This window comes from Streptomyces sp. NPDC001068, assembly GCF_042897315.1.
GTDB lineage: Bacteria > Actinomycetota > Actinomycetes > Streptomycetales > Streptomycetaceae > Streptomyces.
In genome coordinates, this window is record NZ_JBIAYD010000003.1 from 254,111 (window position 1) to 272,102 (window position 17,992).

The window sequence follows — 17,992 nt, forward strand, 5'->3', positions numbered from 1 at the left end:
TCATTACCCATGGGTTACCCAGCCGCGCGCAAGGTCAGACAGTCTCTGGAGAGCACGCGCGCCAGGGACTCCACGACCTCCGGAGCGTAGTCCCCGGCGGTGGCGAGCCGTAACTCCTCCAGAGCGGTCAGCGCCCCGCCGGGACCGGAGTCCCGGGTCTTCTCCTCGTACGCGTTGACGACCCGCACGATCCTCGCGGCCGCCGGCTGCTGCCGGTACGGGTCGGCCTGCCGTTCCACGACCACGGCCACCGCCGGGTCCACGCCGGTCTGCCGTACGACCGCTCCGCCGAGCAGGGCGATCCGGCGCTGTTCGGCCGGCGGCAGGGCGGCGGTGGCCCCGGCCGGCACCGGGTCGACCAGGCTCAGCTGGCCGATGTCGTGCATCAGCGCCGCGTACTCCAGCACGGTGAGCTCCGCTCCGGACAGCCCCAGGTCGCGCCCGACGGCCTGGCTCAGGGTGGCGACCCGGCGGGCGTGCCCGGCCGGGGTGTAGCCCGCGATCTCGGTGGCGCGGGCCAGGGAGGCGATGGTCTGCCGGTAGGTGGCCCGGACGGCCGCGTACCGGCGCAGGGAGAGCTGGGTGAGCAGGAGCGGCAGGCAGAAGACGGGCAGCGCCCACAGGCCGACGACGGCGACGGCCAGGGCCATCACCGCGCCGGTGGCGCAGACGGCGGACCCGATGCCGAGCAGTCCGCGCAGCTCGTCGCGGAGCAGCGGCCCGAACGGCCACCCGGTGCGGGCGTGCGCCTGGGCTGCGGCGAGCACCGCGTCGCAGAGCGTGGTGAGCACCAGCAGCGCGATCAGCAGCAGCGCGTAGGCCGGTCCGCTCAACTGATCCAACACACCTCTGCTGTAGAGCGGTTGGAAGCAGACCGCGGCGAAGCCGACGGTGAGCACGCGGCGGGCGAGACGGTCGAGCGTGGGCCGGCGCCCCTCGGCTATGTGCGGCACGCTGCCGAGCAGCGAGGCCGCGCAGACGACGGCCACGACCTGGAAGGCCCCGTCATGGGTGGCGGCCCCGCCGTCGGCCCCGAGCAGGGCGTAGGCGAGCCCCCCGGCAGCCGCGAGCGGTGCCGCCTCCCGGACCTCGACGCCGGTCCGCCGGCTGAGCTCCCCGACGGCCACGAGCCCTCCGAAGGCGAGCGCGATCCCCCGGTCGGCGAGCCCTTCCCAGAGGGTGCCGCCGAAGCAGCCGACGGCGAGCAGCAGCGCGGCGCCCCTGATGTCCCGCAGGACGGCGGGCGGACGGGACCGGAACCCCGCGGACCCGCGGCCGCCGCCCCGGGCGCCGGTCGCGCCCGGCAGGCCGCGCACCGCGCCGCCGGCCGGCGAGCCCGGACCGGGAGCCGGCCGCCCGGGGCCGAGCACCGGGTCGCCGGACGTCACGGGGCACCTCGGCCCACGCTCTGGGCCGCGCTTCTCGGGCGGTCCGGGGCAGGCGGGCCGGACGTGGTGTCGTCGGCGGTCACCGCGGGGTGCCAGCCCTGTTTGGCCAGTGCCCGGACCAGCGCGTCGACGGCCTCCCGGTCGAACTGCCGCCCGGCGCAACGGCGTAGCTCCTGCACCGCCGCGCCGACCGGCCGGGCCCGGCTGTAGGAGCGCGTCGAGGTCATCGCGTCGAAGGCGTCGGCGACGGCCACCACGCGCGCGGACTCGGGGATCTGACCGCCGGCCAGACCGTACGGGTAGCCGCTGCCGTCGACGCGCTCGTGGTGGTGGAGGATCGCCGCGCGGGCCTCGCCGAGGAAGGAGATCCCGCGCACCATCTCGTGGCCGTACTCGGGGTGGAGTTCGATGATCCGCCGCTCCTCGGGGGTGAGCGGCCCGTCCTTGCGCAGCAGCCGGGTCGGGACGCCCAGCTTTCCCACGTCGTGCAGGATCCCGGCGAAGCGGAGCACCTCCACCCGCTCGTCGTCCATGCCCATTTCGCGCGCGATCATCACGGAGGCCTGTCCGACCCGCTCGCTGTGCCCACGGGTGTAGCCGTCCTTGATGTCGACGGCCTGCACGAGCGCGCGGATGGTGGCCTGGTGGGCGGCCCGTTCCCGGTGGTACTGGGCGAACGCCCACCAGGAGACGCACATCGGGAGCAGGACGAGCAGGGCGGCCACCGGGCCGAAGGGGCTGCGCCACAGCACGGCCATCATCAGCCCGACGAGCCCGTGCACCCCGATCGGCGCCAGCGAACGGGACAGCAGCCCCCGCCAGGCCCGCCGTACCGGGACGCGCTCGGCCAGCGCGAGGATCCCGCCGTCCAGGAGCGCCAGCACCCCGCAGAACGCCAGCACCGCCGCCGCGCACGGCAGCAGCGCGTAGGGGAAGTCGCAGCCCAGCACGGAGTCCCGGCCGCCCAGGGCGCCGTGCACACGGCCCGCGCACCACACGGCGACGGCCAGTTCGGCGGCCCGCCAGACGCGGCGCAGGGTCCGGGGCCGCTGCTCGACCCTCGAGAGCAGCGCACCCGGCAGCGGCACCAGAGCCGCGGCCGGTGGCGGCAGCAGGAAGGCGGCGGCGAGCAGCACCGGATGGAACGTGCCGCCGAACCGCCGTCGCAGGCCGTACTCGCAGACCGCGTACAGGGCGGCCGGCAGGGCCACCGCCCACCAGGGCGTACGCGCGGCCGGCAGGGGGAGCAGACACCACAGGGCGCAGAGGGCGACGCAGGCCACGTAGGCGCGTGCCCGTGCCGGAACCGCCTCCATCTCGCCCCTCCCCCGACCATGCCTGTCCAGGCTCCGGAGCCTAGGCGGATGCCGGAGGGTCCGGGGGGTATGACCGGAGGATTAGCACATTCGGGTGACGGACCACCCCGGGCGCGGTGGCGTCCGGGGGACTCGGCCGTGGTGTCCGCGGGCCCCGGACGCGTCCGGGGAGGAGGGGCGGAAGCCCGGGCTCAGCTCTCCTGCGGAGCGGGCGTGGTCTCGGGGGTGGCCGTCACGTCGTGCTCCGGGACGGTCTGCCCGGACCGGATCAGGTCCAGCCGCCCGAGCACCTTCGCCCGCAGGTCGCTGGGCACGTCGTCATGACCGCAGCACCGCTTGACCAGCTTCTTGACGGCCTGCTCCAGCCCGTACTTCTCCAGGCACGGCGAGCACTCGTCGAAGTGCTGCCTGAACTTGACGCGATCGACGTCCGGCATCTCACTGTCGAGGAACTCGTACAGGTGACCGAGTACCTCACTGCAGTCCGTCTCGTGCGGCTCTCCGCAGCTCATGAGCCCGAGCCTTTCGCTTCGTTCGACTCCCCGGCGCCGGCCGGTACGAGCCCGCGCTCACGCGCGTAGTCCTCCAGCATGCCGCGCAGCTGACGGCGGCCCCGGTGCAGCCGGGACATCACCGTACCGATGGGTGTCCCCATGATGTCCGCGATCTCCTTGTACGCAAAGCCCTCTACGTCGGCAAGGTAGACGGCGATGCGGAATTCCTCGGGGATCGCCTGCAGCGCTTCCTTCACGTCCGAGTCGGGCAGGTGGTCCAGCGCCTGCGACTCCGCCGAGCGCAGACCGGTCGACATGTGCGACTCGGCGCGCGCGAGCTGCCAGTCCTCGATCTCCTCGGCCGCGGAGCGCTGGGGTTCGCGCTGCTTCTTGCGGTACGAGTTGATGAAGGTGTTGGTCAGAATGCGGTACAGCCAGGCCTTGAGGTTGGTGCCCTCGCGGAACTGGTGGAAGGACGCGTACGCCTTGGCGTACGTCTCCTGCACCAGGTCCTCGGCGTCGGCCGGGTTGCGGGTCATGCGCAGCGCGGCCGAGTACATCTGGTCGAGGTATTCCAGCGCGTCCCGCTCGAAGCGCGCGGTGCGCTCCGAGGTCGACTCCGCGCCCTTGCCCCGGCCCTCGGGCAGCTCCGCCTGGCCGTTGTCGGTCCCTGCGTCGGTCCCAGTGACCGGACCCACCTCCTCAAGATCCAGGGCGGGACCGAAACCGATCCCACTCGACTCGGAGGATAGAACACGACCCGTGCCTGCCGCCGCTCGAATAGGAGCGGTCTTGGCCGCGTGCAGCACTGTCCAGTCCAGCTCAGCGCTGCTGCGGCTCGAATCGGACCCTGCCGGGCGAAGCCCGTCCACCGGGTGGTGGTGGGCGACGGGAGGGCAGATGGTCGAACCCATGCGGCGGACTTCCTCTCCTTCGGCGACGGCGCTGGTGCCCCAGCACTTCTGTCCGCCTCAACAGTGGTCCACCGCGCAACATTCCCGGGCGTCACCCCAGCGTCGTGATCCATGCGGCGACCGCGTCCGTGACGATGGTCACCGCCCGTTCCGGTGTGATGTCGGCCTTTTTGGCCACCGCGAACCCGTGATCGGCGGCCGGCACCTCGACGAGCGTGTAGTCGCCCTCCGGGAACTCGGCGGGCTTCCCGAACGGGTCGTTGCCGCCCTGCACGACGAGCGTGGGCACCCCGGTCCCCAGCAGCTCCGCGGCCCGCGACTTCTCGGGCCTGCCCGGTGGATGCAACGGGAAGCCGAGGGCGAGGACACCGGCGGCCGCCAGGTCACCGGCGGTACGGCAGGCCACCCGGGCGCCGGCGCTGCGCCCGCCCGACACCACCGGCAGCCCCGGTGCGGCGAGCGCCGGCCACACGCCCCGCCAGCCCGTGTCGAGCGTCCGGGGCGCGGGGGCGATCTTCTTGCCGTCGACCCGCCAGGGCTGCTCGACGAGCGCGACGGTCACGCCGTGCCGGGGCAGCTCGGCGGCGAGGGCCTGGAGGTCACGGGCCTCGATGCCGCCGCCCGCCCCATGGCCCACCGCGAGCACCAGCCGTGCCCCGGACGCCTCGTGCCAGGTGATGCGGGCGTCTCCCGCCCCGGTACCGACGATCTTCGAAGTGGTCACGCCAGGAGGCTAAGGGCTGTCCCGTCCTAGAACAGGGTGGACTCCTCCGGTGCCTCCAGCTCCGTCAGCAGTTCCGGGCTGTTGTTGCGGACGTTGCTGACCGCCGTGGAGACCGGGTAGGCCCGCATCAGGCCCTCCGGCGGCGGGGCGAGCAGCGAGCGCAGCTCCCCGGGGTCCGTGCGGGCCGGATCCAGCCAGGCGTCCCAGCGGTCCGGGGTGAGCATCAGCGGCATCCGGGGGTGGATGTCGAAGAGCGACCGCGGGCCCTCGGCGGGCGCCACCGCGAGCGGCGAGGTCTCCGCCTCCGTGGTGATCACCGAGCAGGTCGCCCACCAGGCCAGCGGATGCTCGTCGGGCAGCGTGCGGTCCCGCCAGAACTCGTACAGCCCGGCCATGGCGAACACCGAGCCGTCGGCGGGGAGCACGAAGTACGGCTGCTTGCGCGGCCGCTTCCGGCGCCCCTCGACCTCGAGCTCCCGCTCGTCCTCGGCGGTGACCCACTCGTAGTAGCCGTCGGCGGGCAGGATGCAGCGCCGGGTGGCGAAGGCACGGCGGTACGACGGCTTCTCGTGCACGGTCTCGGCGCGCGCGTTGATCATCCTGGCGCCGCCCTCGGGCGACTTGGCCCAGGACGGTACGAGTCCCCACTTCAGCCTGCGCAGCTGCCGAACCGGACGCCGGTCGTCGGCGTCTTTCAACGGACGGTCCAGGACGGCGTACACCTCCTTGGTGGGCGCCACGTTGTAGTCGGGCTCCAGGGTCTCCTCGGGCTCCCACTTCTCCACTTCGAAGGTTCCTGCGAGATCCTCTGGTCCACGACTGGATGCATACCGTCCGCACATACGTGCAACACTGCCAGACTCCACACCACCAGAGGGAGCAACCGCCAGACCATGGACAGCTCAGCCGCCCTCGCGCTGCCCGACCTGTGGGACCGTCTGACGGGGACGCAGTCCGACCCCGACCTGTGGGTGGTGCTGGCCACGCTGGCCGCCGCCCTCGCGGTCGTCGTCCCGCACACCCTGTGGCGGATATCCCGCAACGCCATCACCATCGCCCACGAGGGCGGCCACGGCCTGGTCGCGCTGCTCACCGGCCGTCAGCTCACCGGCATCCGGCTGCACTCCGACACCAGCGGCCTCACCGTCAGCCGGGGCAAGCCGCACGGTCTGGGCATGATCCTGACGGCGACGGCCGGCTACACGGCGCCCCCGCTGCTCGGCCTCGGCGGCGCGGCCCTGCTCGGCGCCGGCCGCATCACCCTCCTGCTGTGGGTCGCGACGGCCCTGCTCGTCGCCATGCTGGTGATGATCCGCAACGCGTACGGCGTGCTGACGGTGTTCGTGACGGGCGGCGCGTTCGTGCTGGTGTCCTGGCTGGCGGGGCCGCAGGTGCAGGCGGCGTTCGCGTACGCGGTGGTCTGGTTCCTGCTGCTGGGCGGGGTGCGCCCGGCGTTCGAACTCCAGGCGAAGCGTTCACGGGGCGGCGCCGGCGACTCGGACGCGGACCAGCTGTCCCGCCTGACCCATGTACCGGCGGGCATGTGGCTGTTCCTGTTCCACGCGGTGTCGCTGTGCTCGCTGATCGGCGGGGGCCGCTGGCTGCTCGGGATGTGATCCCGGCGGGCGCCGCGGAACCGCACCTGAAAACGGGCTCACCCGCGGAGCGACCCGCACCCGGACTCCGGTCACCGCACTAAAGTGACCCCATGGCCGCAAACCCCACCGCACCAACCGCCCTCTGGCCCGCCCCGCACGCGAGCGGAGCCGTCGACGCGACGGTTCACGTGCCGGGGTCCAAGTCGGTCACCAACCGCGCCCTCGTCCTCGCCGCCCTCGCCTCCGAACCCGGTTGGGTGCGCCGCCCGCTCCGGTCCCGCGACACCCTGCTGATGGCCGGTGCCCTGCGGGCGATGGGCGTCGGCATCGACGAGACCGTGTCCTCCAGCTCCTCCGTCGCGGGCGGCCCCGACGGATCCGGCGAGGCGTGGCGGGTGCTCCCGGCCGGCCTCCGCGGCCCCGCCACCGTGGACGTCGGCAACGCCGGCACGGTGATGCGCTTCCTCCCGCCCGTGGCCACCCTCGCGGCCGGTGACATCCGCTTCGACGGCGACCCCCGCTCCTACGAGCGCCCGCTGCACGGCGTGATCGACGCGCTGCGCGTCCTCGGCGCCCGCATCGACGACGACGGCCGGGGCTCCCTTCCGCTGACCGTGCACGGCAGCGGCGCCCTCGAGGGCGGCCCGGTCTCGGTCGACGCCTCGTCCTCCTCGCAGTTCGTGTCGGCCCTGCTGCTCTCCGGCCCGCGGTTCAACCAGGGCGTGGAGGTCCGCCACGTCGGCGCGACGCTGCCCTCCCTGCCGCACATCCGGATGACCGTCGACATGCTGCGCGCGGTCGGCGCCCAGGTGGACACCCCCGAGTCGGGGGGCGAGCCGAACGTCTGGCGGGTCACCCCGGGCGCCCTGCTCGGCCGGGACCTGACCGTCGAGCCGGACCTCTCCAACGCCCAGCCGTTCCTGGCCGCCGCGCTGGTGACGGGCGGCAGGGTGGTGATCCCGGACTGGCCCGCGCGCACCACCCAGCCGGGCGACCGGCTGCGCGAGGTCTTCACCGAGATGGGCGGCTCCTGCGAACTGACCGACCACGGCCTGGAGTTCAGCGGCTCCGGCCGGATCCACGGCATCGATGTCGACCTGGGTGACGTGGGTGAACTGACTCCCGGCATCGCGGCGGTCGCCGCGCTCGCCGACTCCCCCTCCACCCTGCGGGGCGTGTCCCACCTCCGGCTCCACGAGACGGACCGGCTGGCCGCGCTCACCAAGGAGATCAACGAGCTGGGCGGTGACGTCACCGAGACCGCCGACGGTCTGCACATCCGTCCGCGCGGCCTGCACGGCGGGGTCTTCCACACCTACGAGGACCACCGCATGGCCACCGCCGGTGCGATCATCGGCCTGGCGGTGGACGGTGTCCGGATCGAGAACGTGGCGACCACGGCCAAGACCCTGCCGGACTTCCCCGACCTGTGGACCGGGATGCTCGGGAGCGACGGGGCCTAGGGGCGGACGACCATGCGCCGCTACGGCAAGCACACCGACGAGGACGACATCCGCCAGCGCCCCAACCGCAAGGGCACCCGGCCCCGTACCCACATCCGCCCGGCGCACGAGGACGCGGCCGAGGGCATGGTCCTGACCGTCGACCGGGGACGGCTGACCTGCCTGGTCGAGGACCGTACGGTGCTGGCGATGAAGGCGCGCGAGCTGGGCCGCAAGGCGGCGGTCGTGGGTGACCGGGTGGCCCTGGTGGGCGACCTGTCCGGCAAGAAGGACACCCTGGCCCGGATCGTCCGCATCGAGAGCCGCAATTCGGTGCTGCGCCGCACCGCCGACGACGACGACCCGTTCGAGCGGGTGGTCGTCGCCAACGCCGACCAGCTGGCGATCGTCACGGCCCTGGCCGACCCCGAGCCCCGCCCGCGGCTCATCGACCGCTGCCTGGTCGCGGCCTACGACGGCGGGCTCACCCCCCTCCTCGTCATGACCAAGTCGGACCTGGCCCCGCCGGACAAGCTCCTGGAGCTCTACGGCGACCTGCAGATCCCGTACGTGGTCACCAGCCGCGAGGAGCTGGAGTCGGGGGACGCGGCCCGCGTGGTCCAGGAGCATCTGGACGGCAGGATCACGGCGTTCGTCGGCCACTCCGGAGTCGGCAAGACGACACTGGTGAACGCCCTGGTCCCGGAGGACCTCCGTCGTACGACGGGCCACGTGAACGCGGTGACCGGCCGCGGCCGCCACACCACCACCTCGGCCCTGGCCCTGCCCCTCACCGGGGACGACGGCTGGGTCATCGACACTCCGGGCGTCCGCTCCTTCGGACTGGCGCACATCGAACCGTCCCGCGTGATCCACGCCTTCCCCGACCTGGAGCCCGGCACCGCGAACTGTCCGCGCGCGTGCAGCCACGACGAGCCGGACTGCGCCCTGGACGAGTGGGTCGCCGAGGGCCACGCGGACCCGGCTCGCCTGTACTCGCTGCGCCGTCTCCTCGCGACACGCGAGCGCACGGAAGGTGACTGACCACCGCGTTGTTTGTCCTGACCCGAGTTCGGTAAGTGCATAATCGCACCGAGCTGGACTTACGGGAGGACGGCACATGGCGTGGCTGCTGGTGATCGTGGCCGGAATTCTGGAGACCGGCTTCGCCGTGTGCCTCAAACTCTCCCACGGCTTCACCCGTCTCTGGCCGACGATCGCGTTCGCGTCCTTCGCGCTCGGCAGCTTCGGTCTGCTGACCCTGTCCCTGAAGAAGCTGGACGTGGGCCCGGCGTACGCGGTCTGGACCGGCATCGGGGCGGCGGGCACGGCGATCTACGGCATGATCTTCCTCGGCGACCTGGTCTCCACCCTGAAGATCATCTCCATCAGCCTGGTGATCGCCGGCGTGATCGGCCTCCAGCTGTCGGGCTCCGCCCACTGACATCCACGCCGCACCGGCAGGAACGCGGTGCCACGCCGGCTCGCGACCGCCGCGTTCGGCCGAGGGCCGCGGGAACCGCACGACGGGCCCCCGCTCATCCGTGGCCGGAACACAACCGTCCCGCCCTCTCTCGCACCGGCTGCCGCCGGCTCACACCGGCTGCCGCGAGAGTGCCCCCCGCACCAGTTCCGCCAGCCCGCCCTCGCCGGGCGGCGCGGCCACGCAGGACAACGCGAGCCGCACCACCAGCTCGCACGACCGGGCCAGTTCGCCGTTCCCCCGCGCCGTCCCGCCACCCGCCAGTACCGCCACCGCCCGGTCCCGCACGATCTGCACGAAATCCCCGGGCGACGGCAGCGGCCCGTCGGCCCGGCGCTGCGCCGGCACCGCCGACGAGGACGGCACGGCGGTCAGCGTCGGCGACGGCAGCCGCTCGCTCCAGCACCCCGTGAGCATCGCTCGTACCAGCGCGTTGTCCCGGGCCGCCAGGGCCATCCACTCGGCCGTCGCCGTCAGACGTTCACGGACCTCGGTATGGCTGCCCAGGGCCCGCTCCACGCCCGCGAGGTATCCGTCGGCCTCCCGGCGCACCAGCGCCCTCGCCAGGCCTTCCTTGCTGCCGAACTCGTTGTACAGCGTCTGCCGGGACACTCCGGCCGCCACGGCCACGTCGACCATGCGCACGGCGGCCCACGGGCGGCGGGCGAGCGCCGCGTACGCGGCGTCCAGCAGGGAATCCCGGGCTGCAGGCATCGTCGCCTCCTGGAGAGAGCGGCTCTGCGCCCAGATTTGACGCGCACGATCCCACTGTCAAGGGTTCGCGAAGGCACCGGGGGGCGCCCTTCGGCCATCGCACGCGGGAGCCCCGAGTCCGGGCCCCCGCTTCTCGCGGCGCCCTCCCGGCACCGCCGCACCGCCGCACCGCCGCGCCGCCGCGCCGCCGGAAGGTGCCGTGACCCTCCGGGCCCCGAGACGCTTCGGCTCCCCGGGACGCTTCGGCTCCCGGACCTCGCCGGACTCGGCCCGGCACCCCGCTCTCCCCCGTCTCCCCCGCCACCTCCCCGACATCCCCCGTCTCCCCCCGACATCCCCCGTTTCCGCGCCGTCCCGTGTAGCCCGGCGCCCGCCCCGGCAGATAGCGTTCGGCACATGCCGGACTACCACGATGACCTGCGGCTCGCCCACGTACTCGCGGACGCTGCCGACGCCGCCACCATGGGCCGCTTCAAGGCCCTCGATCTCAAGGTCGAGACCAAGCCGGACATGACCCCGGTGAGCGAGGCGGACAAGGCGGCCGAGGAGCTGATCCGCGGCCAGTTGCAGCGCGCCCGCCCCCGGGACGCGGTCCTCGGCGAGGAATACGGCGTCGAGGGCACCGGCCCCCGCCGCTGGGTGATCGACCCGATCGACGGCACCAAGAACTACGTACGCGGTGTCCCCGTCTGGGCGACCCTGATCTCCCTGATGGAGGCCGCCGAGGGCGGCTACCGGCCGGTCGTCGGCGTGGTCTCCGCGCCCGCGCTGGGCCGTCGCTGGTGGGCGGCGCTGGGACACGGCGCCTACACCGGCCGCAGCCTCACCTCCGCCACCCGCCTGCGGGTCTCCAAGGTCTCGAAGCTGTCCGACGCCTCGTTCGCGTACTCCTCGCTGGGCGGCTGGGAGGAGCGAGGGCAGCTGAACGGCTTCCTGGATCTGACCCGGGACGTGTGGCGCACGCGCGCCTACGGCGACTTCTGGCCGTACATGATGGTCGCCGAGGGGTCGGTGGACATCTGCGCCGAGCCGGAGCTGTCGCTGTGGGACATGGCGGCCACCGCGATCGTCGTGACGGAGGCCGGCGGCTCCTTCACCGGCCTTGACGGCCGCCCCGGCCCGCACAGCGGCAACGCGGCCGCGTCCAACGGTCTGCTCCACGACGAGCTGCTGTCGTACCTCTCCCAGCGTTACTGAAACAGCCTTCTGGGGCGGAACGGGGCAACCCGCCCTGGCACATATGAGCGCGTGCGCCCTCAATTGGCTACCCACACCCCCTTGTTGACCCGGGCTTTACCTGCCACCCTGAGAGCACCCCCACTTTGTGAACTTGTGAATCGCTGAACTATCTCCGCGGTTCCCTAGGAGGTGGCACCTTCCATGCTCGTCCGTGACGCCATGAGTACGGTGGTCCTCACCGTCGGCCCGGCCCACACGCTCCGCCAGGCGGCCGCCCTGATGTCCGCGCGCCGCGTGGGCGCGGCGATCGTCCACGACCCGGACGCCGGCGGGATCGGCATCCTCACCGAACGCGACATCCTGAACTCGGTCGGCCTGGGCCAGAACCCGGACACCGAGCCCATCCACGCGCACACCACCAACGACGTCGTGTTCGCCACCCCGGCCTGGACCCTGGAGGAGGCGGCGCGGGCGATGGCCGACGGCGGCTTCCGCCACCTGATCGTCCTCGAAGGGGGCGAACCGGCCGGCATCGTCTCGGTCCGCGACATCATCCGCTGCTGGGCCGGGACCCGCGCACCGCAACCCGCCTGACCGCCTGCCATCCGGCCCCGGAACGGGTCCACCAAGCTGGACTTGGTCCAAGTCAAGTCCAGCTCCAAATTCACACCCGTTCGGGAAATGGTCGGCCTGCTGTTAGGCTTGATGCCATGAGTGACCTTCTGGAGCGGCTGCGTGGACGCGGATGGCGGATGACCGCGCAGCGACGTGTCGTGGCAGAGGTCCTCGACGGTGAACACGTCCACCTGACGGCCGACGAGGTCCACGCGAGGGCCGTCGCCAAGCTGCCGGAGATCTCACGGGCGACCGTCTACAACACGCTGGGCGAGCTGGTCACCCTGGGCGAGGTCCTCGAGGTCTCGACGGACAAGCGCGCCAAGCGGTACGACCCGAACGCGCACCAGCCGCACCACCACCTGGTCTGCGCCCGTTGCGGCTCGATCCGTGACGTCCACCCCACCGGCAACCCGCTGGGCGACCTCCCCGCCTCGGAGCGCTTCGGTTTCACGGTCTCCGACGTCGAGGTGACCTACCGCGGCCTGTGCCCGGACTGCGCGGCGAGCGCCTGACGAAAGCCCTCGAAGGCCCCGGCACCCTGATGGTGCCGGGGCCTTCGTGTCGCTGTGGCCGGCCGGCGCCCGGGCCGGGAGACGGCTTCGGAGCGGAAGTCATGGAACGACCGAGGGCCGGAGTCCGTTTCCGGATTCCGGCCCTCGGCCTTCAGTAGCGGGGACAGGATTTGAACCTGCGACCTCTGGGTTATGAGCCCAGCGAGCTACCGAGCTGCTCCACCCCGCGTCGATGAACAGAACATTACGTGAGAGACGCGAGCAGAAGCAAATCCATTACGGTCAGCCCGTCTGACCTGCGGAAAGACCCAGGTCAGGCGGACAGCTCCTCGCGCAGCGCGTCCCGCAGCCGCCCCGCCCGCTCGACGACCTCGGCCGGTCCCAGGGCCACCGCCCGGTCGGCCCACCGCTGCCCCTCGGCCAGCTCGCCACGACGCGCGTAGACCAGGGCCAGCCGGAGCGCCGCCCGTCCGTGCCCCGCGTCGGCGGCCCGCTGCCACCACACGGCGGCCTCGGGCTCGCTTCCCTCCCGGGCCAGCAGCAGCCCGAGGTTGAACGCGCCGTTGCGCGAGCCTGCCTCGGCGGCGACCCGGTACCAGCGCGCCGCCTCCACCACGTCCCCGCGCGCGGCGGCGAGCATCCCGACCCGCACCTGGGCCCGCCTGTGCCCCTGCGACGCGGCCCGCTCGTACCACTCCTCGCACTCGGTCTTGGCGTGCGCCGAGGGTTCGCCGAGCTCGTGCTCGGAGATCTTCGGCCGGCGCGCGTCGAGCACGGCGGCCAGCCGGTACGCGGCCTCGGCGCTCCCGCCGCCCGCGGCGCACCGCAAGTGCCGTTCCGCGGCCGCCTCGTCGCCCTCGCGCAGCCGGGCGATGCCGACCTGGAGCGCCGCCTCCGTGTGCCCGGCGGCGGCCGCACGCTCGTAGCAGCGCAGCGCGACGCGCTCCTCGCCCCGGCCCGCGTACAGGATCCCGAGGTTGAAGGCGGCGTCCACGCTGCCGGCCTCGGCGGCCTTGGAGAACCACGGTTCGGCCCCCGCCGTGTCGCCGACCTGGAGCAGCAGGACGGCGAGCGCGTTCGCCGCCTCCCGGTGCCCCGCGTAGGCCGCCCGCCGGTACCACTGCTCGGCCTGCGCGGTCCGCCCCTGCTCGACGCAGAGCAGGGCGAGGTTGTACGCCCCGTTGTCGTCGCCCGCGTCCATGGCCGCCCGGTACCAGCGCTCGGCGGTCTGCGTCTCGCCGCGCTCCGCGTGCAGCGCGCCGAGCGCGTTGGCCGCGTTGCCGTCACCGTCCTGCGCCGCCCGCAGCCACCACACGGCGGCACTCTCGGTGTCCCCCGCGTCGCGCAGCAGGAAGCCGAGCGCGCAGGCGGCCCGGGGTTCGCCGTCCTTGGCGGAGGTCAGGTACCAGCGCCCGGCCTCCTTGAGCTCGCCGCGCCGCTCCAGGATCGCCCCCAGGTGCAGCGCCGCCCGCCGGTGGCCGCGGGCGGCGGCCTGCCGGTACCACTGCTCGGCCTCCGCGGCCTCCGGGGTCCCGGCCGCGGCCTCCGCGGCGACGGCGTCGTCGAGCGCGGTCTCGCCCTCGCCCACGCCCGCCCTGCGGTCCAGCGCGCGCGCCAGCCGGTACGCCGCCTCCCGGTGCCCGCGTTCGGCGGCGGCCCGCATCCAGTGGCCGGCGTGCGCGTCGCCGCGGTGCTCCAGCAGGTCGGCGAGCGCGTAGGCGCCGAGCGGGTGGCCCTGCTCGGCGGACTGGCGCAGCCAGTACTCGGCGGCCGGCTCGTCGCCGCGTTCGCGGTGGTACCGGCCGAGGGCGTGCGCGGCCGCCGCGGAACCGGCCACGGCGGCGATCCGCCACCAGCCCGCGGCCTCGTCGGGGTAGCCGCGCTGGTGGAGCAGGACGCCGAGGTTGTTGGCGGCGGCACGGTCACCGGCGGCGGTGGCGGCACGCAACTGGGGTTCGGCCCCGTCGAGGTCGCCGCGGCGCAGCAGCATGGCGCCGAGGACACTCATCGACTCGACGTCACCGGCTTCGGCGTGCAGCCGGTGACGTGCTTCCTCAGCGGCCTCCACGGCCTCGTCGCGGGTCGGCTCCTCGCCCGAAGGCAGCACAAACCGCCCTGTCTCGAACAGAGTTGCCTTGTCCCCCATAACGTCCATCGTCGCACCACCTGCAACCTGGGTACATCCGGTATAGCGCAACCCGTGAGGTCACTTCAGCGTTTTGTCGACATGCCCACAGAACGACAAGCCAAACACACCCCGCCCAACTCCCCCCGGCGGCGCGGCGACCCCGCGCACCGGTACATGCGTTCGCCGCCCGTCCGGACAGCGGCCGCGACCGCTCCGCACACCAGGAACCGCCGGTCCGGGCGCCGTTGCCCGACCGTCCGCACACCACGAAGGCCCGGATCCAAAAAGGATCCGGGCCTTCGACTTCAGTAGCGGGGACAGGATTTGAACCTGCGACCTCTGGGTTATGAGCCCAGCGAGCTACCGAGCTGCTCCACCCCGCGCCGTTGTGTTCAAACCGTATCACGGCGCGGGGCGGTCTCGATCACCCGCTCGTACCGGGGCTGCCGCTCGCGGTGGGACTCGTACTGGCACCCGGGCTGGGACTGGCGCCGGGCGACCTGCCGCCACCGGTCCCTCCGGAGGCGGACTGCGCCGCCTCGGCCCGGCTGAGCGCGTCCTTCAGCTCCTCCTGGGCCTTGCCGTACGCCGTCCAGTCGCCCTTCTTCAGGGCCTCCTGTCCCGCCTCGAAGGCCTTCTGGGCGTCGCTCAGCGCCTGTTGGACCGTCGGGTTGCCGGACGACGGCGGGGTGGTCGTGCCGCCGTCGGACGATCCCGTGTCGGAGGACCCGGTGTCCGTGTCACCCGGCCCGAAGACCTTGCCGAGCGCCTCGCCGAGGGTGTTCTCGAAGACGGTCCTGCCCTGGTAGTTGACCAGAACCTTGCGCAACAGCGGGTACTTGACGCCGGCCCCGCGGACGTAGACCGGCTCCGCGTACAGCAGTCCCCCGTCCAGTGGCACGGTCAGCAGATTGCCGTACTCGACCTCGGAGTCGCCGCCCTTGAGGAGTTTGATGGCGGCGGCGATCTCCTGTTCGGAGTTGAACTTGCTCTGGACCTGTTTGGGTCCGTCGACGGTCGTACTGGTCGGCAGTTTCAGGATTCTGATCTTGCCGTAGTCCTGGGAACCCGCCTCGGAGTCGACCGACATGAACGCGCTGAGGTTGTCCCGGCCGTTGGGCGTGAACGTCGTCGACAGCGAGAACGTCTGCGCGATCTGGTCCGGCATCTTCATGCTCAGGTAGTACGGCGGCACCGCGTCGCCCGACTTGTTGGTCGGGTCGTCGGGCACCTGCCACACCTCGCTGCCGGTCAGGAACGTCTGGGCGTCCGTCACGTGGTAGCGGGTGAGCAGTTCGCGCTGCACCTTGAACAGGTCCTGCGGATACCGGAGATGGTCCATCAGGTCCTTCGAGATGGCGCTCATGGGCCGCACCGTCCCCGGGAAGGCCTTCATCCAGGTCTTCAGCACCGGGTCCTTCGTGTCCCACTGGTAGAGCTTGACCTCGCCGGTGTACGCGTCGACCGTCGCCTTCACCGAGTTGCGGATGTAGTTGACCTGGTTCTGCTGGGCCACCACCGCACGCGAGTTGTTGTTCGCCGTCAGCGAGTCGGCGGTGGTGTCACCGAGGGTCGTGCGGGACGCGTAGGGGTAGCCGTTCGACGTCGTGTAGGCGTCGACGATCCACTGGATCCGGCCCTTCACCACCGCCGGGTACGCGTCGCCGTCGATGGTCAGCCACGGGGCGACCGCCTCCACGCGCTCCTTGGGCGTGCGGTTGTACAGGATCCGCGAGCCCTTGCCGATCGCCCCCGAGTACAGGATCTGCGGCTCGTTGAACGCCACCGCGTACGCGGCCCGGTTGATCGGGCTGGAGAGACTGACCCCGCTCTTGCCCGCGTAACTGGTCAGCTCCTCACCGTTGTCGTCGGAGTAGTCGATCTCCTTCTGGGGTCCGCCGACGATCGAGTAGGTGTTGGTCTTCTCGCCGTAGTAGACGCGCTGCTGGTACGTCCCTAGGTCGCCCGTGGAGGGCAGGTCGGACTCGGTGAAGACCGGCTGGCCCTGGTCGTCGGCCTCGGTGCCCTTGGCGGCGACCACGCCGTAGCCGTGGGTGTAGCGGAAATGGTCGTTGATCCAGTTGTTCTTCGGGATGCCGTCGAGGTTCAGCTCGCGCAGGCCGATGACGGTGTCCTGGATCTTGCCGTCCTTGGTGTAGCGGTCCACGTCCAGATTGGTCGGGAACGCGTAGTAGTTCCGCATCTGCTGGAGCTGCTGGAACGTGGGCGAGACGATGTTCGGGTCCATGATCCGGATGCTCGCCGTGTTGTCGACGTCGGCCCGGAGCTTCGACTTGTCCGTGGTCGTGCTCGTGCCCTTGTACTCGGTGACCTTCGTGTCGTCGATGCCGTAGGCCTCGCGGGTCGCCTGGAGGTTCTTCTGGACGTACGGGGCTTCCTTGGCCTGCTCGTTGGGCTGGACCTGGAACTTCTGGACGATCGCCGGGTAGAGGCCGCCGATGAGGATCGCGGACAGGACCATCAGGCCGAAGCCGATGACGGGCAGCTGCCAGGTGCGCCGCCACAGGGTCGCGAAGAACAGCAGCGCGCAGATGACGGCGATGCAGAACAGGATCGTCTTGGCCGGCAGGTACGCGTTCGCGTCGACGTACCTGAGGCCCGTCCAGTTGCCGGTGGCCTTGAAGTCGCTGGACTTGACCGCCAGCCCGTAGCGGTCCAGCCAGTAGGCGACCGCCTTGAGCGCGACGAAGAGGCCGAGCAGCACCGAGAGGTGGCCGGTCGCGGCACCGGTGGCGCGCGCGCCCGGGCTGGTGACACGCAGCCCGCCGTACAGGTAGTGGGTGAGCGCGGCGGCGATCAGGGAGAGGATCGCGGTGGCGAAGCCGAAGCCCAGCAGGAACCGGTACCAGGGCAGGTCGAAGGCGTAGAAGGAGACGTCGAGGTGGAACTGCGGGTCCTCCTGGTGGAAGGGCACGCCGTTCACCCACATCAGCCAGGTGCGCCACTGCCCGGCGGCGGAGGCGCCGGCGATCAGCCCGACCAGCGCGGTGACCGCGAGCAGCAGCCACCGCTTGTACGGCGCGATCCCCATCCGGTAGCGGTCCAGGCTCTGCTGCTCCATGGACATGGCGCTCAGCGGCGGCCGCAGCCGGTGCGCGAGCCAGATGTTGAAGCCCACCGCCGCCGCCATCAGCAGCCCGAAGACGGAGAACAGCCCGATCTTCGTCCACAGGGTGGTGGTGAACACCGAGGAGTAGTGCACCGACCGGTACCAGAGCCAGTCCGTCCAGAAGCCCGCGAACATGGTGAACGCCATGCCGAGTACGGCGAGGACGCCCAATGTCATGAGCAGGGTCCGGACGCGCCGGGACGGGCGGCCCGCTCTCATCCGCGGCCCCGTCGGGCCTCCGCCGCGGTCCGGCATCTGGAAAGCCAAGGTGCGCACCTCGAAGTTCGCTGTTTGATCCGCTGTTGATCCGCTTTTGTTGCGTCAGACCCTCTTGCCCGAGGGCCGGACATGG

Annotated in this window: 16 protein-coding genes and 2 tRNA genes; 7 read left to right on the plus strand and 11 right to left on the minus strand. The window is 72.1% G+C overall.

Going from position 1 to position 17,992, the window contains the following annotated elements:
- Nucleotides 1-14: 14 nt before the first annotated feature.
- The 6 genes from ACFY3I_RS10575 to ACFY3I_RS10600 all read right to left on the minus strand — a co-directional run bounded on the left by ACFY3I_RS10575 (nucleotide 15) and on the right by ACFY3I_RS10600 (nucleotide 5,678).
- Nucleotides 15-1,235 carry an HD-GYP domain-containing protein gene (locus tag ACFY3I_RS10575; RefSeq protein ID WP_390860505.1) on the minus strand — a complete coding sequence of 407 codons (1,221 nt, stop codon included), beginning with the start codon at nucleotides 1,233-1,235 and terminating at the stop codon, nucleotides 15-17.
- A 149-nt stretch (nucleotides 1,236-1,384) separates the two neighbouring features.
- Complete coding sequence (locus ACFY3I_RS10580; RefSeq protein ID WP_390860266.1) at nucleotides 1,385-2,704, minus strand: HD-GYP domain-containing protein; 1,320 nt, start codon at nucleotides 2,702-2,704, stop codon at nucleotides 1,385-1,387.
- A 191-nt stretch (nucleotides 2,705-2,895) separates the two neighbouring features.
- Nucleotides 2,896-3,216 carry a mycothiol system anti-sigma-R factor gene (gene rsrA / locus ACFY3I_RS10585; protein ID WP_365290596.1) on the minus strand — a complete coding sequence of 107 codons (321 nt, stop codon included), beginning with the start codon at nucleotides 3,214-3,216 and terminating at the stop codon, nucleotides 2,896-2,898.
- Nucleotides 3,213-3,896 carry an RNA polymerase sigma factor SigR gene (sigR, locus tag ACFY3I_RS10590; protein WP_365290594.1) on the minus strand — a complete coding sequence of 228 codons (684 nt, stop codon included), beginning with the start codon at nucleotides 3,894-3,896 and terminating at the stop codon, nucleotides 3,213-3,215. Before sigR ends, rsrA begins: the two co-directional genes overlap by 4 nt.
- A 307-nt stretch (nucleotides 3,897-4,203) precedes the next feature.
- A complete protein-coding gene (locus ACFY3I_RS10595) occupies nucleotides 4,204-4,836 on the minus strand; it encodes an alpha/beta family hydrolase (RefSeq protein WP_390860267.1) in 633 nt (210 codons plus the stop codon).
- Nucleotides 4,837-4,862: 26 nt separating this feature from the next.
- Nucleotides 4,863-5,678, minus strand: a complete 816-nt coding sequence (locus ACFY3I_RS10600; protein WP_390860268.1) for an SOS response-associated peptidase — start codon at nucleotides 5,676-5,678, stop codon at nucleotides 4,863-4,865.
- A gap of 51 nt (nucleotides 5,679-5,729) precedes the next feature.
- Here ACFY3I_RS10600 and ACFY3I_RS10605 point away from each other — a divergent pair, with 51 nt between their 5' ends.
- The 4 genes from ACFY3I_RS10605 to ACFY3I_RS10620 all read left to right on the plus strand — a co-directional run bounded on the left by ACFY3I_RS10605 (nucleotide 5,730) and on the right by ACFY3I_RS10620 (nucleotide 9,320).
- Complete coding sequence (locus tag ACFY3I_RS10605; RefSeq protein WP_390860269.1) at nucleotides 5,730-6,452, plus strand: M50 family metallopeptidase; 723 nt, start codon at nucleotides 5,730-5,732, stop codon at nucleotides 6,450-6,452.
- 92 nt (nucleotides 6,453-6,544) lie between these two features.
- The gene (aroA, locus tag ACFY3I_RS10610) at nucleotides 6,545-7,897 is read left to right on the plus strand and encodes a 3-phosphoshikimate 1-carboxyvinyltransferase (protein ID WP_390860270.1); all 1,353 of its coding nucleotides are present in this window, start codon (nucleotides 6,545-6,547) and stop codon (nucleotides 7,895-7,897) included.
- A gap of 12 nt (nucleotides 7,898-7,909) precedes the next feature.
- Entirely contained in the window at nucleotides 7,910-8,920 is a 1,011-nt protein-coding gene (rsgA, locus tag ACFY3I_RS10615; RefSeq protein WP_390860271.1) for a ribosome small subunit-dependent GTPase A, read from the plus strand.
- 76 nt (nucleotides 8,921-8,996) lie between these two features.
- Entirely contained in the window at nucleotides 8,997-9,320 is a 324-nt protein-coding gene (locus tag ACFY3I_RS10620) for a multidrug efflux SMR transporter (RefSeq protein WP_351321695.1), read from the plus strand.
- A gap of 150 nt (nucleotides 9,321-9,470) precedes the next feature.
- On the opposite strand, the gene ACFY3I_RS10625 is transcribed toward ACFY3I_RS10620, so the two are convergent.
- Complete coding sequence (locus tag ACFY3I_RS10625) at nucleotides 9,471-10,073, minus strand: TetR/AcrR family transcriptional regulator (protein WP_365290582.1); 603 nt, start codon at nucleotides 10,071-10,073, stop codon at nucleotides 9,471-9,473.
- A 396-nt stretch (nucleotides 10,074-10,469) separates the two neighbouring features.
- Here ACFY3I_RS10625 and hisN point away from each other — a divergent pair, with 396 nt between their 5' ends.
- The 3 genes from hisN to ACFY3I_RS10640 all read left to right on the plus strand — a co-directional run bounded on the left by hisN (nucleotide 10,470) and on the right by ACFY3I_RS10640 (nucleotide 12,382).
- Nucleotides 10,470-11,270 carry a histidinol-phosphatase gene (gene hisN, locus ACFY3I_RS10630; protein WP_365290580.1) on the plus strand — a complete coding sequence of 267 codons (801 nt, stop codon included), beginning with the start codon at nucleotides 10,470-10,472 and terminating at the stop codon, nucleotides 11,268-11,270.
- A gap of 183 nt (nucleotides 11,271-11,453) precedes the next feature.
- The gene (locus tag ACFY3I_RS10635; RefSeq protein ID WP_365290578.1) at nucleotides 11,454-11,846 is read left to right on the plus strand and encodes a CBS domain-containing protein; all 393 of its coding nucleotides are present in this window, start codon (nucleotides 11,454-11,456) and stop codon (nucleotides 11,844-11,846) included.
- A gap of 116 nt (nucleotides 11,847-11,962) precedes the next feature.
- Nucleotides 11,963-12,382, plus strand: coding sequence for a Fur family transcriptional regulator (locus tag ACFY3I_RS10640; protein WP_365290576.1), 420 nt, complete (start codon nucleotides 11,963-11,965; stop codon nucleotides 12,380-12,382).
- A gap of 155 nt (nucleotides 12,383-12,537) precedes the next feature.
- Here ACFY3I_RS10640 and ACFY3I_RS10645 read toward each other — a convergent pair.
- From ACFY3I_RS10645 to ACFY3I_RS10660, 4 genes are all read right to left on the minus strand, one after another.
- Nucleotides 12,538-12,611, minus strand: a tRNA-Met gene (locus tag ACFY3I_RS10645).
- An 84-nt stretch (nucleotides 12,612-12,695) separates the two neighbouring features.
- Nucleotides 12,696-14,537, minus strand: a complete 1,842-nt coding sequence (locus tag ACFY3I_RS10650) for a sel1 repeat family protein (RefSeq protein WP_390860272.1) — start codon at nucleotides 14,535-14,537, stop codon at nucleotides 12,696-12,698.
- Between the two features lie 282 nt (nucleotides 14,538-14,819).
- A tRNA-Met gene (locus ACFY3I_RS10655) sits at nucleotides 14,820-14,893 on the minus strand.
- Nucleotides 14,894-14,934: 41 nt separating this feature from the next.
- Nucleotides 14,935-17,916 carry a UPF0182 family protein gene (locus tag ACFY3I_RS10660; protein ID WP_390860273.1) on the minus strand — a complete coding sequence of 994 codons (2,982 nt, stop codon included), beginning with the start codon at nucleotides 17,914-17,916 and terminating at the stop codon, nucleotides 14,935-14,937.
- Nucleotides 17,917-17,992 lie beyond the last annotated feature (76 nt).

What these genes read in the sequence shown, in the direction of transcription:
- ACFY3I_RS10580 (WP_390860266.1), bottom strand. Translation starts at nt 2,704, where the DNA reads ATGGAGGCGGTTCCGGCACGGGCACGCGCCTACGTGGCCTGCGTCGCC.
- rsrA (WP_365290596.1), bottom strand. Translation starts at nt 3,216, where the DNA reads ATGAGCTGCGGAGAGCCGCACGAGACGGACTGCAGTGAGGTACTCGGT.
- ACFY3I_RS10600 (WP_390860268.1), bottom strand. Translation starts at nt 5,678, where the DNA reads ATGTGCGGACGGTATGCATCCAGTCGTGGACCAGAGGATCTCGCAGGA.
- ACFY3I_RS10605 (WP_390860269.1), top strand. Translation starts at nt 5,730, where the DNA reads ATGGACAGCTCAGCCGCCCTCGCGCTGCCCGACCTGTGGGACCGTCTG.
- aroA (WP_390860270.1), top strand. Translation starts at nt 6,545, where the DNA reads ATGGCCGCAAACCCCACCGCACCAACCGCCCTCTGGCCCGCCCCGCAC.
- rsgA (WP_390860271.1), top strand. Translation starts at nt 7,910, where the DNA reads ATGCGCCGCTACGGCAAGCACACCGACGAGGACGACATCCGCCAGCGC.
- ACFY3I_RS10620 (WP_351321695.1), top strand. Translation starts at nt 8,997, where the DNA reads ATGGCGTGGCTGCTGGTGATCGTGGCCGGAATTCTGGAGACCGGCTTC.
- ACFY3I_RS10625 (WP_365290582.1), bottom strand. Translation starts at nt 10,073, where the DNA reads ATGCCTGCAGCCCGGGATTCCCTGCTGGACGCCGCGTACGCGGCGCTC.
- hisN (WP_365290580.1), top strand. Translation starts at nt 10,470, where the DNA reads ATGCCGGACTACCACGATGACCTGCGGCTCGCCCACGTACTCGCGGAC.
- ACFY3I_RS10635 (WP_365290578.1), top strand. Translation starts at nt 11,454, where the DNA reads ATGCTCGTCCGTGACGCCATGAGTACGGTGGTCCTCACCGTCGGCCCG.
- ACFY3I_RS10640 (WP_365290576.1), top strand. Translation starts at nt 11,963, where the DNA reads ATGAGTGACCTTCTGGAGCGGCTGCGTGGACGCGGATGGCGGATGACC.
- ACFY3I_RS10650 (WP_390860272.1), bottom strand. Translation starts at nt 14,537, where the DNA reads ATGGACGTTATGGGGGACAAGGCAACTCTGTTCGAGACAGGGCGGTTT.